The sequence below is a fragment of the Streptomyces sp. NPDC059668 genome, from assembly GCF_042734135.1.
Classification (GTDB): Bacteria; Actinomycetota; Actinomycetes; order Streptomycetales; family Streptomycetaceae; genus Streptomyces.
Map to the genome: position 1 here is coordinate 1 of NZ_JBHWEL010000125.1, position 15,556 is coordinate 15,556.

The window sequence follows — 15,556 nt, forward strand, 5'->3', positions numbered from 1 at the left end:
CCCGCCCACCCCCCCCCCCCCCCGGCGGGGCCCGGGGGGGGCCCGGGGCGCCCCCCCCCCCCCCCCCCCGGGGGGGGCCCCCCCCCCCCGGTCCCGCACACGCGCGTGCGCCTCACGCGGGCCACGCGCGCGTGCAGTCCGGTCTCAGCCGACGTCGTCCGAGTGCCAGCCGAAGCTCTTCTCCACCGCCTTGCGCCAGTTGAGGTACTCGCGGTCGCGTACGGAGGCCTCCATGGCCGGTGTCCACTCGACGTCCTTCTGCCAGTGCGACTTCAGCTCGTCGAGGTCGTTCCACACTCCGGTGGCCAGCCCGGCCGCGTAGGCCGCTCCCAGACACGTCGTCTCGGAGACCTTCGGGCGGATCACCGGCACTCCGAGGACATCGGCCTGGTGCTGCATCAGCAGGTTGTTCTTGGTCATGCCGCCGTCCACCTTCAAGGTGGTGATCTGGACCCCGGAGTCCTGGAACATGGCGTCCACGACCTCCCGGGTCTGCCAGCTCGTCGCCTCCAGGACCGCGCGGGCGAGGTGCGCCTTGGTGACGTACCTGGTGAGCCCGGTGACGACACCGCGGGCGTCGGAGCGCCAGTAGGGGGCGAACAGGCCGGAGAACGCGGGCACGATGTAGGCGCCGCCGTTGTCCTCGACGCTCGCGGCCAACGGCTCGATCTCGTCGGCGGTGCGGATGATGCCGAGCTGGTCCCGGAACCACTGCACCAGGGCGCCGGTGATCGCGATCGACCCCTCCAGGCAGTAGACGGGCGCCTCGTCGCCGATCTTGTACCCCATGGTGGTGAGCAGCCCGTTCTTCGAGGGGACAGGCCGGTTGCCGGTGTTGAGCAGCAGGAAACTGCCCGTGCCGTACGTGTTCTTGGCCGTCCCCACGTCGTAGCAGGCCTGCCCGAAGACCGCCGCCTGCTGGTCGCCCAGCGCCGATGCCACGGGGACGCCGGCGAGCTGGCCCACGGCGGTGCCGTACACCTCGGCGGAGGACCTGATCTCGGGCAGCACCGCTTCGGGGACGTTCATCGCGGAGAGGATGGCCGGGTCCCACTGGAGGGTCTCCAGGTTCATCAGCATGGTGCGCCCGGCGTTGGTGACGTCGGTGACGTGCCGTCCGCCGTCCGTGCCGCCCGTCAGGTTCCAGATCAGCCAGGAGTCGATGGTTCCGAAGGCGATCTCGCCGCGTTCGGCACGTGCGCGCAGACCCGGCACGTTGTCCAGCAGCCAGGCCGCCTTGGGTCCGGAGAAGTAGCTGGCCAGCGGCAGGCCGGTCTGTTCACGGAATCGGTCCTGGCCGTCCGGTCCGCCGAGCTCGTGGCAGAGCGCGGAGGTCCGGGTGTCCTGCCAGACGATCGCGTTGTGCACGGGCTTGCCGGTGGCGCGGTCCCACAGGACCGTCGTCTCGCGCTGGTTGGTGATGCCGAGCGCGCTCAGCTGGTCGGCGCGCAGGCCGGCCTTGGCGATCGCGCCGGCCACCACGGCCTGCACCTTGGACCAGATCTCGGTGGCGTCGTGTTCCACCCATCCCGGCTTGGGGAAGATCTGGCGGTGCTCGCGCTGGTCGACGGCGACGATCGCGCCGCCCCGGTCGAAGATGATGCAGCGGCTCGATGTGGTGCCCTGGTCGATTGCGGCGACGTACTTCTCGGCGTTGTCCGTCATGACGTCCCCTTCGTCAGAAGGCTGCGTTGTAGATCGCGGCCCCGATGGCGGCACCCGCGACCGGGCCGACCACCGGGATCCAGGAGTAGCTCCATTGCGAGGTGCCCTTGTTGGGAATCGGCAGCAGCGCGTGGACGATGCGTGGTCCCAGGTCGCGGGCCGGGTTGATGGCGTACCCGGTGGGACCGCCCAGCGAGAGGCCGATGCCGACCACGAGGAACGCGATGAGCTGCACGGGAAGTCCCGCGTCGCCGATCCCCGCCACGTGCTTGTGGCCGCCGACCATGGCCAGAATGGGCAGCATCAGACCGGCGGTCGCGACGGCCTCGGTGATGAGGTTCTGGACCGGGTTGTCGATCTCGGGCCGGGTCGAGAAGATGCCCAGCGTCTCGATGGCGTTGTCCTCGTCCGCGTTGAGGTTGAACTGGCCGAGGTAGACCAGCCAGCAGAGCGTGGCGCCGACGGCGGCACCGGCGAACTGCCCCAGGACGTAGAAGGGCACGTCCCCCCACGCGGTCGAGCCCTCGATGGCGAAACCGATGGTCACGGCCGGGTTGAGCTGTCCCCCGGACAGCGGTGCGGCGGTGTACGCGCCGGCGAGCACGCCGAATCCCCATCCGAAGGCGATGACGACCCAGCCGGCGCCCCGCGCCTTGGACTTGTCGAGTGTGACAGCGGCGCAGACGCCCGCGCCGAACAGAATCAGAATCGCAGTGCCGATCAACTCGCCGACGAATATGTCGCCGTTGCTCATGGCGGCTCCTAGGCCTCGCCCGGAGCGGACCGCCCCGGGCCACCGTGCAGGGTGCGTTTCCCATGGCCACTTCAGCCGAAGGCAGGGAGGTCCCGCGCCCCGCCCGGCGTCCGTGACGAGCGTGCCGTCGCAGCGGAATCGCCCGTGGGGGACGGCCTTTGGTACAGGTCGGGAACCCGAGCGGCGCGGTGCCTGGAGACGCCCGAATGCGGCGATGCCGACTGACACCCGGAAGTGTTCACCGGTGCCCAGGGGGCGTCAAGGTCGGTGACGCGAACGGTTGAGGGCCGTGAACGAGCCAAGATCGGCGCGCGGCACGGGCCTCCTGGCCCATGCGTTCCGGGACGACCGTCTCCTGGGCACCGCCCGTCACACGGCTCCCGTGCGGGCCCCGGTCACGCGGCTCCCGTCTCCCTGCAAGACCCCGGCCTCCCCTCTCGCTTCCGCCCTCGGCCGTCGCACCGGCTCGCGGGAAGCACCCTTCCCGGTCCTCCTCCGCTCAGCCCGCCTGCGCCCGTGCCGCGCCCGGACCCCGGCGGACCTCGCAGCCCGGCAGCCCCGCACGCCCCAGCACCCAGCTGGCCCCGCTCAGCGACTTGGCCGCCTGCTTCAGCGGCGCCAGACACGCCGCCGCCTGCCGGTGGTCGCTCACGCTTCCCGGCGCGCACAGGATCGTGGCGAGGGACAGGGTGACGGGCCGTCCGCCCGCCGACCAGGGCGCGTCGAGCACGGCACTGGCGAGTGGGTCGAGCGTGTCCGGGTCCGCCAGGACCAGGAAGTCGTCACCACCGATGTGCCCCACCCGGGTGGCCTCGGACGCCGCGAGCTGCAGGGCACGCCCGACCGCGCGGATCAGCTCGTCGCCCGCCGCGAACCCCGCCCCGTCGTTGACCTGCTTGAAATGGTCGACATCGAGCCAGCTGAGCGCGAACACCAGGCCGTGCGCGATCCGGCGGTCCACCTCCGTGGTGATCGCGTCCGAACCGGGCAGCCGCGTCAACGGATTGAGACCGGCCGCCTCCTCGACCCGGCTCTCGGAGAGCGCTCGTACGAGATCGGCCAGGCGTACGACCCCCACGCACCGCCCGTAACGGTCGACGACCGCCACGTCGTCGGACGTACGGTCACGTTCCCCGTCCGCCACCACGTCGAGGACCTCCCACGCGGTGGCGTCCACGCCGACCGTGCGCGGCGGATCACCGAGCTTGGCGGCGGGGCGGTCGGCGTACAGCGCGTGCCCGTAGGGCCCCGACATGGCCAACAGGAAACGCGACCGGTGCACCGAGCGGACCGGGATGCCTGCGGAGTCCACGAGCAGTACCCCGGACACGTCGGGCGACCCGGTGAGCAGCGCGCGTACCCGTCCCGCGGACGCCGTCGCGGGCAGCAGCGCGGCGGGCCGGACGAACTGCAGCACCGAGGGCCCGGACGGGGGAGTCGGGGCGACGCCGGGGGAGAGGGCCGGAACGTATACGTCCGTCGCGGGCAGCCGGGCGGGCGGCGCGAACAGGTCGCCCTGCGCCAGTTGCGCGCCCGCCGACACCGCGGCCGCGCACTGCAACTCCGTCTCGACGCCCTCCACGGACAACAGCGCGCCCAGCTGTTCGCACAGCGTCCGCATCGCCCGCACGGCCGCGGGACGCGCCAGCAGGGAGACGTCTAGCTTCACCAGATCGGGTGCGAGGTCCGTGAGCAGGCGCAGCGGTACGTCGCCGTCGCCCACGCCGTCCGCGCAGATCCGGAAGCCGTCGCGGCGCAGCGTGGCGACCGCCTCCAGCAGGGCGTGCTGCGGAACATGCGTGTACGGAGGGCCGATGTCGACCGTCACCTCCCATGGCAGCCGTCCGGCCGCGCGGACCGCCTCGCGCAGTGCCGCGAGTCCGCCGAGATCGGCCGGCGTCCCGGCGAACACGTTGACGTGCAGCGGCAGCGGGGTCCCTTTGCGGGCCGCGGCCTGGATCGCCAACGCGGCCAGCCGGCCGTCGAGTTCGGGATCCCGACGGGCCTGCGCGAGGATGTCTCCGGCCTCCGGACGGGCGAGGATCTCCAGCGCCGCGACCCCTCCGGTCGTCAGGTTGACGACCGGTTGGAAGGCGAAGCGGACAGTATCCGTCCAGGAGGGCACGGAAGCATACTGGCGCTGTCCGCGCCCACCCGGGCGTGATTCACGAGCTGTTCACGCGGGATTCCCGGGTCGTCACAGAGAGTGCGAAAATCTGCCGGGTCAGCGGACGGCGACCACCGACGACCCGTGTCCGAACAGACCCTGGTTCGCGGTGATCCCCACCCGCGCTCCCGCGACCTGCCGGTCGCCCGCGTGGCCCCGCAGTTGCCAGGTCAGCTCGCACACCTGGGCTATGGCCTGCGCCGGAACGGCTTCTCCGAAGGAGGCCAGGCCGCCGCTGACGTTGACCGGTATCCGGCCACCGAGCGCCGTGGCCCCGTCCCGCAGCAGCTTCGCCGCCTCGCCCTCCGGGCACAGCCCCAGGTCCTCGTACCACTGCAACTCCAGCGCCGTGGACAGGTCGTACACCTCGGCCAGCGACAGGTCCTCGGGGCCGATGCCCGCCTCCTCGTACGCCGCCCGCGCGATCGAGGCGCGGAAGGTGTCCGCCGCGGGCTCCACCGCGACCGCGGAGTCCGTGGCGATGTCCGGGAGATCGAGCACGGTGTTGGGATAGCGCGGCGTCACCGTCGACACGGCGCGGATCCGCACGGGGCCGGCCGATCCGTGCCGTCGTGCGAACTCCATGCTCGACAGCACCAGGGCGGCGCCGCCGTCCGAGGTCGCGCAGATGTCGAGCAGCCGCAGCGGATCGGCGACCACCGCGGAGCCGGCCACCTCCTCGGCGGTGACCCTCTTGCGGTAACGCGCGTTCGGGTTCAGCGCCCCGAAGGCGGCATTCTTCACCTTGACCTGCGCGAAGTCCTCCAGGGTGTCGCCGTGCACGGCCATCCGCCTGCGCGCGTACAGCCCGAAGTACGTCGGATTCGTCGCCCCGAGGACACGGAACCGCAGCCAGTCGGGATCGTCCGGCCGGTTCCCGCCCGCCGGCCGGAAGAAGCCCTTGGGTGCCGCGTCGGCGCCCACCACGAGCACCAGGTCCGCGAGGCCCGACAGGATCTGCGCCCGCGCGGTGCCGACGGCCTGCGCTCCGGAGGCGCACGCCGCGTACACGCTCGTCACCCGCGCTCCCTGCCAGCCCAGCGCCTTGGCGAAGGTCGCGCCCGCCACATGTCCGGGATAGCCTCCGCGCACCGTGTCCGCGCCCACGACCGAGTCGACGTCCCGCCAGTCGACCCCCGCGTCGGCCAGCGCCGCGCGGGCCGCCGCGACCCCGTACTCGACGAAGCCGCGTCCCCACTTGCCCCACGGGTGCATGCCCGCCCCGAGCACCGCCACCTCGCCGCTCATGCCGTCACCTCCGAGTGCCCCATGCTCCTCATGCCGTCACCCCTGTCGGCCGCCAGTGCCACGTCGTCCACGTCGTCTCCTCGTCCTCGTTCAGCACACCGGGGACGACCTCCACCTCCATGCCCACCGCCAGATCGACGGTGGAGACACCGGGAACCGTCTGGCCGAGGACGACGATCCGCTCGGATTCCAGTTCCACAGCGATCAACGCGTAGGGTTCCCACGAGAGTTCCGGATCGGTCACATACGGTGACGGCGGCCGGTACCGGCTGTCCGTGTAGGACCAGATCCGACCGCGTCGGGAGAGCGGGACCTCGGTCAGGTCCCCGCCGGGGCAGCCGGGATTGCGGCAGAAGGCGTCCTCGCGGGGGAAGAAGACCGAGGCGCACGCCGAACAGCGTGTACCGAGCAGATGGAACCGGTCCCCGTCACCGGCGAACCATCCGGCGACCACAGGTGTGCGTGTGCGCGACAAGACCCCTCCATGACACTTGATCTGACGGATCGTCAGAAGTGTGTCATGGGCATCGGTAAATGGGCAGCGCCGGCGGAGAACCACACAGGCCTCACGGGCGTCGGAGTACAGGAGGGGCGGCCGGGGCCCACGGGGGTGGTCCCGGCCGCCCCTCGGCCATGACGGTCGCGGGCGATCCTCCGGGAGCGGCGTTACGTCACGCCGCACGACCTCGCGGGGCCCGCGGCCGGTCGGCGGCCGGGGACGGAGGCGCCCGGAGCCGGGGTCGGACGGTCGGCTACAGTCCCGGCGTGTCCGAAACCCCGCACCCACCCGCCGACTTCGCGCCGGGCTCGCACTGTTCGAGTTGTGGAGCACCCTACGGAGAGGGCGTCTCCGGCTGGCCCCGCACCTGCCCCGCATGTGGCGCCCTCGCCTACCGCAACCCCTTGCCGGTCGCGGTGGCCCTGCAGCCCGTCTACGACGACCAGGGTGCCGCCCTGATCGCCATCACCCGGACCATCGCCCCCGCGCGCGGGGGCATCGCGTTGCCCGGAGGCTTCGTCGACGACCGGGAGGACTGGCGGCACGCCGTCGTCCGGGAGCTCAGGGAGGAGACGGGCATCGAGGCCGCCGGCCGCGAGGTACGCCTCGCCGACGCGATGAGCTCGCCCGACGGCCACCTGCTGCTCTTCGGACTCCTCCCCGAGCGCCCGGTGGCCGACCTGCCGGCTTCCGCCGCCACCGACGAGACCGAGGGCTGGCAGCTGCTGCGCCGGCCGGCCGAACTGGCCTTCCCGCTGCACACCCTGGCGGCGCGGGCATGGTTCGAGGGACGGTACTGAGGAACTCCGGGGGCCCCGCGGCCCCGACGGACCCCTTCAGGAAGCCCCGAGGCCGCGCATCCGAACGGGCCGCCCCGGCCGGCTCGTACCGCTGTCTCCGTCCCGCCGGACGACCACGCGCTTGCCCTCCCAGCGCGTCACATAGCGTTCCACCTCCGGTTCGTCCCAGCCGTCGCCCCCGTCGGGCACCACCAGGCCACCACCGGTCCGCCCGCGCGCGGGAGCCCACACCTCCAGCTCCAGTCCGCCGTCGTCGCCCCGGACGGGCAGAACGGCACCCGCGCGCGCCAGGACCGGAATCCGCGACATGGGGGCGTCGAGCAGCACCTGGGCCGGCCCCTCGTACGCCTCCTCGGTGACGGTGTCGTACCAGCGCCCCCGCGGCAGCTGGACGGCACGCCGGTCCGCCCCGTGGTCCAGCACCGGCGCCACGAGGAGACAGTCGCCGAGCAGGAAGGTGTCCTCGCAGTCGCGCAGCGCCCGGTCCTCGGGGGCGCCCCACCACACCGGACGCACGTACGGTGCCCCGGTACGGGCCGCCAGATGCGCGAGCGTCATGAAGTACGGCAACAGCCGCCGCCGCTCGACGAGCGCCGCGCGCGCGTGCTCCAGCACGTCGGCACCGAACTCCCAGGGCTCACGGCGCCCCGCCCGCAGGCTCGCGTGCGTACGGAACAGCGGAAGATACGCGCCGAGCTGGAACCAGCGCAGATACAGCTCCGGCGACGGGCTCCCGTCGAAGCCGCCCACGTCAGGCCCCGAGTAGGGCACCCCGCACAGACCGAGCCCCAGCACCAGCGACAGCGACGCCCGCAGTCCGGGCCAGCCGGTGGCCACGTCCCCGGACCAGGCCCCTCCGTAGCGCTGCATCCCGGCCCATCCGGAGCGCGAGAAGAGGAACGGTCTCTCCTGGGGGGCCAGCTGGCGCAGACCGTCGTACGCGGCCCGGGCCATCCCCAGGGCGTACACGTTGTGCGCCTCACGGTGATCACCCCCACGTCCCTCCAGGGAATGCCGCGCCGACCGCGGCAGCGTCGACTCCCCGAACGCCGTGAACGACGTCGGTTCGTTCATGTCGTGCCAGAACCCCGCGAACCCCTGCGCGAGCCGCTCCTCGTAGAGACCGCCCCACCACTGACGCACCCGGGCGTCCGTGAAGTCCGGATGGACCGAGTCCCCGGGCCACACGACACCGCGTACGAGGCTGCCCGAGGCGTCCCTCACGAAGGCGTTCGCGGCGACGCCGCTGTCGTACACCGCGTTGCCCGGCTCGGCCTTGACACCCGCGTCGACGATCGACACCAGCCGGATGCCGTCCCGACGCAGGTCCCCCGCGAGCGCCGGCAGTTTCGGGAAGCGTTCCCGGTCGACCGTGAACACCTGGTGCGCGTCGTAGTGGTCGATGTCCAGATGGACCGCGTCGAGCGGCAGATCACGCTCCTGGTAGCCCGCGACGATCCGCCGCACCTCCTGCTCGCTGCCGAAGCCCCAGCGCGCGTGATGGTGCCCCAGAGCCCAGGCGGGCGGCAGCGCGGGCGCCCCGGCCAAGGACACCCAGGCGTGCAGCACGCGCGCGGGGTTGCCCACTATGACCCAGCACCGCAGCGGGCCGCCGTCCATCCGCAGCTCGCACGTCCCGGCCCGGTCGTGCCCCGACCCCGCACCCTCCTCGCCCTCGCGCAGGGCCACCGTGCCGTCCCACGAGGTGTCGTGGAACACGAGATGGGTGGCCGCGTCGGCGACGACCATCTGCACGGGCATGGTGATGTACAAGGGGTCGTCGCCTGGCGCGAAGGGACGCCCCGGATCGGTGTTCCACAGGCGGTACGTGCCGTCGCGCAGCCGGGGACCCGCCGCGCGCCCGCCCAGACCGAAGAACCGGGCGTCGGCGGCCACTTCCGAACGCTGCATCCAGCGCGCCGCTCCTCCGCCGACCGGCTCCCACCAGCGGGGCGGCAGATCGCGGCGCAGGATCACCCCGCCAGGGGTGCGCACCTCGACGGCGCCGTGCCGCGAGACGACGACCGTCACCCGTTCGGCCACCACCCGCCAGCCGCCGTCCTTGTCGGGCTCCAGGACAGCCCGCGGATCAGGCTCCGGGCAACGGCCGGCGAGCCCGTACGACGGCTCCGGACCGGCGCCGTCCCAGCCCCAGAACACCGCGCCGCTCACCGCGACCATGATCCGCAGTTCGGATCGGGTGAACCGGACCACACCGCCGCCCGGCCCCGGTTCCACGGCCTGCACCGGGCCCGGCACCCGTGCCCGCTCGGCGCCCCGCCGCGGCAGCCCGGCGGCATCGACGCGCCGCCTGCGCCATGCGGCCCGCACGGTCCGCAACCCTTGGGCCGCCCCCGTCGAACCGACCGCCTTCACCGAACGCACCAGGTCACGACCATCCATGCTGCTCACCCTGCCATTGCCTCCACCGAACGGGTGAGTCGTTCAACTTCCGTTCACCCGTGGTGAGGGCACATCTTCACGTCGCCGACTATGTGTGGCGCACCCTGGTGCTGAAGTCGATCACATGGCATCGTCCGTGTCAGCCGCGCGACGCGCACACCCCCGCTCGTGCGCGACCGACGCACACGACGCGCACAGTCCGGGAGCCGCCCCATGTCCACCGCGAACCCCTCGCCGCTCTGGCAGCCCGATCCGGAGCGCATCGCCCAGGCACGGATCACCAGATTCCAGGCCTGGGCGGCCGAGCACCACGGAGCCCCGTCCCACGGCGGCTACGCGGCACTGCACCGCTGGTCGGTGAGTGAACTGGACACGTTCTGGAAAGCCGTCACCGAGTGGTTCGACGTGCGCTTTTCGACCCCCTACGCGCGCGTGCTCGGCGACCGGTCGATGCCCGGCGCCGAATGGTTCCCCGGGGCGACCCTCAACTACGCCGAGCACGCCCTGCGCGCGGCCGGGACCCGCGCGGACGAACCGGCCCTCCTGTACGTCGACGAGACCCACGAGCCGACGCCCGTGAGCTGGTCCGAGCTGCGCCGTCAGGTCGGCTCCCTGGCCGCCGAACTGCGTGCCCTAGGGGTACAGCCGGGCGACCGCGTCAGCGGCTACCTCCCGAACGTTCCGCAGGCCGTGGTCGCCCTGCTCGCCACGGCCGCCGTGGGAGCCGTGTGGACCTCCTGCGCCCCCGACTTCGGCGCCCGCAGCGTCCTCGACCGCTTCCAGCAGGTCGAACCCGTCGTGCTCTTCACGGTCGACGGCTACCGCTACGGCGGCAAGGAGCACGACCGCCGCGACGTGGTCGCCGAACTGCGCGGCCAACTGCCCACTCTGCGCGCCGTCGTCCACATCCCGCTGCTCGGCACCGAGGCTCCCGAAGGCGCCCTGGACTGGTCCACGCTGACCTCCGCCGACGTGGAGCCGGTCTTCGAGCCGGTGCCGTTCGACCACCCCTTGTGGGTGCTCTACTCCTCGGGAACGACCGGCCTGCCCAAGGCGATCGTCCAGTCCCAGGGCGGCATCCTCGTCGAGCACCTCAAGCAACTCGGGCTGCACTGCGACCTGAGCACCGAGGACCGCTTCTTCTGGTACACGTCCACCGGCTGGATGATGTGGAACTTCCTCGTCTCCGGCTTGCTCACGGGCACCACGATCGTCCTGTACGACGGCAGCCCCGGCTACCCGGACACCGGTGCCCAGTGGCGGATCGCCGAACGAACCGGAGCGACCCTCTTCGGGACGTCCGCCGCCTACGTCATGGCCTGCCGCAAGGCGGAAGTGCACCCCTCACGCGACTTCGACCTCTCGCGCGTGCGCTGCGTCGCAACCACCGGCTCACCCCTGCCCCCGGACGGATTCCGCTGGCTGCACGACGAGGTGGGCGAGGATCTGTGGATCGCCTCCGTCAGCGGGGGGACCGACGTGTGCTCCTGCTTCGCGGGTGCCGTGCCCACCCTCCCGGTGCACATCGGCGAGCTCCAGGCGGCCGGCCTCGGCACCGACCTCCAGTCCTGGGACCCCAGCGGCAAGCCCCTCATCGACGAGGTCGGCGAACTCGTGGTCACCAACCCCATGCCCTCCATGCCCATCCGCTTCTGGAACGACCCCGACGGCAGCCGGTACCACGACAGTTACTTCGACACCTATCCCGGAGTGTGGCGTCACGGTGACTGGATCACCGTCACCTCCCGGGACTCCGTGGTCATCCACGGCCGCTCCGACTCCACGCTCAACCGCCAGGGCGTGCGCATGGGGTCGGCCGACATCTACGAAGCCGTCGAACGCCTCCCCGAGATCAAGGAGTCGCTCGTCATCGGCGTCGAACAGCCCGACGGCGGCTACTGGATGCCCCTCTTCGTCCACCTCGCTCCGGGAGCCGTACTCGACGACGCCCTGCTGAACCGCATCAAGCGGACCATCCGTGAACAGCTCTCCCCACGCCACGTCCCCGACGAGGTCATCGAGGTCCCCGGCATCCCGCATACGCTCACGGGCAAACGCATCGAGGTCCCGGTCAAGCGACTGCTCCAGGGCGCTCCGCTGGACAAGGCGGTCAACGTCGGCTCCGTGGACAACGTCGAACTGCTGAGTTTCTACGAGGACCTGGCCCGCGAGCGCGCCTGACCGGCCTCCGCGGCCACCCCGCCGTGCCGGACCCGGACTCGCACCGCCCGCCCGGCACAGCTGCACTCGCCGTCACCGTGGCCGTCGAGCCCCGCGCTGCCCAGACCCGGCACACCCACCCCTGTGACCTGCCCGTACTCCCACCGACCGGCCCGCGAGCACCTCGCCCGCGGGCCGTTGTCAGTGCCACCGATTACTGTGAGTGAGCATTGATCGACTGCGCACAGGGGGAAACAATGGCGCACACCGAGCACCACACCATGCGACGCGTCCTGCGCCGTGAGATGGCCGGCACGATCGGTCTGCTGACCGACGCACAGGACTTCACGGCGATGCGGCGCTACCGCACCTTCACCTTCGACGACCACACGGCCTATCTCCAGCAGGTGGAATCCCTGCTGCGGACCCTCGCGGCCCAGGGCAGCCGCACCACGGTGGCGCTCTTCGACCCCGAGGAGTACGCGGAGTTCTGCGTCCACAACGGCCTGGAACCCGACGCCGCCGCCAGCCGTACCCGTTTCACCGCCGAACTGGCCGCCACCGGCTCCACCGTTCCCTACCAGGGCCAGCCCCTCGCCGAACTCGTCCCGGACCTGATCGACGAAGCCGTCCGCAAAGCGACCTGGGAGTACGCGACGACGCTCCTGGCCCGCGTCGGCAACTGCGCCTCCTGCGGAGAGGACATCGGACGCGCGTCCTTCGCCCGGGCCTCCCACCTCCTCGCCCGGGTCCTCGACACCGCGGGTCCCGGCGAGCGCCATCTCGTGTGCAGCGTCTCGACGGCACCCGAGGCACTGCTCGCCGCGCTCCGAGCGGACGACGACGCCGAGGGCACCGCCCGCCTCGACGAAGCGGAAGCCCTGGAATTCACCACGGTCCTCGCCCTCGGCATCGCCACCCGGAGCCCCGGCGGCCTCGTCATGCGCACCACCGCCCCGGGCACGACCGACCGCGTCTACGGATGGCGCCTGCGCGGCGACGGACTGGAGCCCCTCACCGCCGGCGAGGTCTTCGACGCCTACTGCACCGACGTCGTGTCCGGGGACCCCGTCTCACCGGAATCGGGCGTCGACTACTGCGTACCGCCCGACCTCGGCCCCGAAGGAAGGACGACGGACCACACCCACTGAACGCGAAGGGGCGCCCCACCCGCAGGTGGAGCGCCCCTCGGCAGACGACCCTCGCTCGGCGAGGGTCCGCGTCACTCGCCGGAGAGCACCGCCTGAGCCGCCGTGCGCGCCTCCTCGGCCGTGTCCGCGGCACGCGCGGCCGCGGCGGCACGTTCGCACTGCGCGAGCGTGTACTTGGCGAGCGTCGCCCGCACGTAGGGAATCGACGCGGCACCCATCGACAGGGAGGTGACCCCGAGACCGGTCAGCACACACGCGAGCAGCGGGTCCGACGCGGCCTCACCGCAGACACCGCAGCTCTTGCCCTCGGCCTTCGCCGCCTCGGCGGACAGCGCGACCAGGTCGAGCAACGCGGGCTGCCACGGGTCCTGCAGCCGGGACACCGCGCCCACCTGCCGGTCCGCGGCGAAGGTGTACTGCGCGAGGTCGTTCGTGCCCAGGGAAAGGAACTCGACCTCCTGGAGGATCGAGCGCGCCCGCAGCGCGGCCGACGGGATCTCCACCATGGCGCCGAACTTCGCCTGCAGTCCGGCGTCACGGCACGCGTCGGCGAACGCCTTGGCGTCGATACGGTCCGCGACCATCGGAGCCATCACTTCGAGGTAGACGGGCAGCCCCTCCGAAGCCTTCGCCAGCGCCGTCAGCTGCGTGCGCAGCACGTCGGGGTGGTCGAGCAACGTCCGCAGGCCCCGCACTCCCAGCGCCGGGTTCGGCTCGTCGGCCGGAGTCAGGAACTCCAGCGGCTTGTCCGCGCCCGCGTCCAGCACACGCACCACGACACGTCCCTCGGGGAACGCCTCCAGCACCTGCCGGTACGCCTCGACCTGCTTCTCCTCCGACGGCGCCTGCTTGCTGTCGTCCAGGAAGAGGAACTCGGTACGGAACAGACCGACGCCCTCGGCCCCGGCCTCCACAGCGGCCGGTACGTCGGACGGCCCGCCGACGTTGGCGAGCAGCGGCACCTTGTGCCCGTCCGAGGTGGCGCCGGGACCGGTCGAGACGGACAACGCCGCCTTGCGTGCCTCCGCGGCGGCCCGCAGCTGCGCCTTCTTCTCGGTGCTCGGCTCGACGAAGATCTCACCGGTGCTGCCGTCCACGGCGATCACGGTGCCCTCGGCGAGTTCTCCGGCGCCCGGGAGCGCGACCACGGCGGGCACGCCGAGAGCCCGCGCCAGGATCGCGCTGTGGCTGGTCGGCCCGCCCTCCTCGGTGACGAAGCCGAGCACGAGGGCGGGGTCGAGCAGTGCCGTGTCCGCGGGGGCGAGGTCACGGGCGATGAGGACGTAGGGCTCGTCACTGTCCGGGACACCGGGCATGGGCACGCCGAGCAGCCGGGCGACGATACGGTTCCGCACGTCGTCGAGGTCGGCGACGCGGCCGGCGAGGTACTCACCGGCACCCGCCAACAGAGCCCGGTACGAGGCGAACGCGTCGTACACCGCGCGCTCCGCCGTGCTGCCGACGGCGATGCGCCGGTCGACGTCCGCCATCAACTCGGGGTCCTGGGCCATCATGGCCTGCGCCTCGAGCACGTGCTGTGCCTCGCCGCCCGCCAGATTGCCGCGCGCGATCAGGTCGGCCGCCACCGCCTTGACGGCCTTGCGGGCGCGCCCCTGTTCGCGTTCCGCGTCCTCCGCCGGGATCTGCTTGGCAGGCGGTTCCAGGACCGCCGTCCCCATGTGCCGAACCTCGCCGATCGCCACACCGTGGCTCACGCCGACGCCTCGCAGCGTTGTCTCCATCTCACCCGTCTCCGATAGTGCGGCGGGTCCCGCCGCCGCGGTGGTTGTGCGATGTGCCGTCGAGAACGGCACTGAGGTCACTGCCAGGCGAAGAGGGTGTCGCCGGACTTCACGTCGCCGTCCTCGCGGACCTCGGAGAGGGAGTCGGCCGTGGCCTCGAGCGCCACGACCGGGCAGATCGGCGACTTGCCGGCCTGCTCCACGGCAGCCGGGTTCCAGCGCAGCACGGCCTGACCGCGGGTCACGGTGTCCCCCTTGTTGACGAGCAGCTCGAAGCCCTCGCCGTTGAGCTGCACGGTGTCGATGCCCAGGTGCGTGAGCACGCCGTGACCCTGTTCGTCGACGACGACGAAGGCGTGGGGGTGGAGCGACACAATCACCCCGTCCACCGGAGCGACGGCCTCCGAGGGCTCACGCACGGGGTCGATCGCCGTGCCGGGGCCGACCATCGCCCCGGAGAAGACGGGATCGGGTACCGCGGCGAGTCCGATGGCGCGTCCTGCAAGAGGGGACGTAACGGTGGTCATGGGAAGCCTCCCAGGGGCGGAGATTCATGAGGGGCCGTCACTACCTGTCCGGGACGGCGCACTGTTTGAGCAGGGTATGTCATATGAAGTGCCGGTTCTGCACGAGAGGTTCCGGTTGACGGACGTAGCGCACAGGGCAAACGATTTGCGCCCGCTCCGACGCCCCCTGTACAGTCGTACTCCTGCTTGAGGCAGAGCGGCGCGTCCAAGCGTCGTTGCCTGGCAGCACCCAACTTGTCAGATCCTATCTCGGGGTCTCCTTCTGCATGTCTGCAGGATGGTGGTCGGAGAGACGGAAAAACACTGATAGTGTTTGGAACCGCCGGAAAGGGAAAACGCGAAAGCGGAAACCTGGAAAGCGCCGAGGAAATCGGATACGGAAACGGTCTGATAGAGTCGGAAACGCAAGACCGAAGGGAAGCGCCCGGAGGAAAGCCCGA

Annotated in this window: 11 protein-coding genes; 3 read left to right on the forward strand and 8 right to left on the reverse strand. The window is 71.7% G+C overall.

What is annotated here, in order from left to right:
• Positions 1-144: 144 nt before the first annotated feature.
• From glpK to ACFV2J_RS41450, 5 genes are all read right to left on the reverse strand, one after another.
• Positions 145-1,665, reverse strand: a complete 1,521-nt coding sequence (gene glpK / locus ACFV2J_RS41430) for a glycerol kinase GlpK (protein WP_385096408.1) — start codon at positions 1,663-1,665, stop codon at positions 145-147.
• A gap of 13 nt (positions 1,666-1,678) precedes the next feature.
• Positions 1,679-2,419 carry an MIP/aquaporin family protein gene (locus ACFV2J_RS41435; protein ID WP_385096405.1) on the reverse strand — a complete coding sequence of 247 codons (741 nt, stop codon included), beginning with the start codon at positions 2,417-2,419 and terminating at the stop codon, positions 1,679-1,681.
• A 499-nt stretch (positions 2,420-2,918) separates the two neighbouring features.
• Entirely contained in the window at positions 2,919-4,544 is a 1,626-nt protein-coding gene (locus ACFV2J_RS41440; RefSeq protein ID WP_385096402.1) for an EAL domain-containing protein, read from the reverse strand.
• 99 nt (positions 4,545-4,643) lie between these two features.
• Positions 4,644-5,834, reverse strand: a complete 1,191-nt coding sequence (locus tag ACFV2J_RS41445) for a lipid-transfer protein (protein ID WP_385443650.1) — start codon at positions 5,832-5,834, stop codon at positions 4,644-4,646.
• Between the two features lie 28 nt (positions 5,835-5,862).
• Positions 5,863-6,288 carry a Zn-ribbon domain-containing OB-fold protein gene (locus ACFV2J_RS41450; protein WP_385098269.1) on the reverse strand — a complete coding sequence of 142 codons (426 nt, stop codon included), beginning with the start codon at positions 6,286-6,288 and terminating at the stop codon, positions 5,863-5,865.
• 311 nt (positions 6,289-6,599) lie between these two features.
• Between ACFV2J_RS41450 and ACFV2J_RS41455 the strand changes: the two genes are divergently transcribed.
• Positions 6,600-7,133, forward strand: a complete 534-nt coding sequence (locus tag ACFV2J_RS41455; RefSeq protein ID WP_385092715.1) for an NUDIX domain-containing protein — start codon at positions 6,600-6,602, stop codon at positions 7,131-7,133.
• 36 nt (positions 7,134-7,169) lie between these two features.
• Here the strand turns inward: ACFV2J_RS41455 and ACFV2J_RS41460 are convergent, their stop codons facing one another.
• Positions 7,170-9,536 carry a TIM-barrel domain-containing protein gene (locus ACFV2J_RS41460; protein WP_385092712.1) on the reverse strand — a complete coding sequence of 789 codons (2,367 nt, stop codon included), beginning with the start codon at positions 9,534-9,536 and terminating at the stop codon, positions 7,170-7,172.
• A gap of 213 nt (positions 9,537-9,749) precedes the next feature.
• Between ACFV2J_RS41460 and ACFV2J_RS41465 the strand changes: the two genes are divergently transcribed.
• Together ACFV2J_RS41465 and ACFV2J_RS41470 are read left to right on the forward strand one after the other, a co-directional pair.
• Positions 9,750-11,717 carry an acetoacetate--CoA ligase gene (locus ACFV2J_RS41465; protein WP_385092710.1) on the forward strand — a complete coding sequence of 656 codons (1,968 nt, stop codon included), beginning with the start codon at positions 9,750-9,752 and terminating at the stop codon, positions 11,715-11,717.
• A 236-nt stretch (positions 11,718-11,953) separates the two neighbouring features.
• Positions 11,954-12,847 carry a hypothetical protein gene (locus ACFV2J_RS41470; protein WP_385092707.1) on the forward strand — a complete coding sequence of 298 codons (894 nt, stop codon included), beginning with the start codon at positions 11,954-11,956 and terminating at the stop codon, positions 12,845-12,847.
• Positions 12,848-12,918: 71 nt separating this feature from the next.
• On the opposite strand, the gene ptsP is transcribed toward ACFV2J_RS41470, so the two are convergent.
• Together ptsP and ACFV2J_RS41480 are read right to left on the reverse strand one after the other, a co-directional pair.
• Positions 12,919-14,589, reverse strand: a complete 1,671-nt coding sequence (gene ptsP, locus ACFV2J_RS41475) for a phosphoenolpyruvate--protein phosphotransferase (protein ID WP_385092704.1) — start codon at positions 14,587-14,589, stop codon at positions 12,919-12,921.
• A 77-nt stretch (positions 14,590-14,666) separates the two neighbouring features.
• A complete protein-coding gene (locus tag ACFV2J_RS41480; protein WP_153291774.1) occupies positions 14,667-15,116 on the reverse strand; it encodes a PTS glucose transporter subunit IIA in 450 nt (149 codons plus the stop codon).
• Positions 15,117-15,556 lie beyond the last annotated feature (440 nt).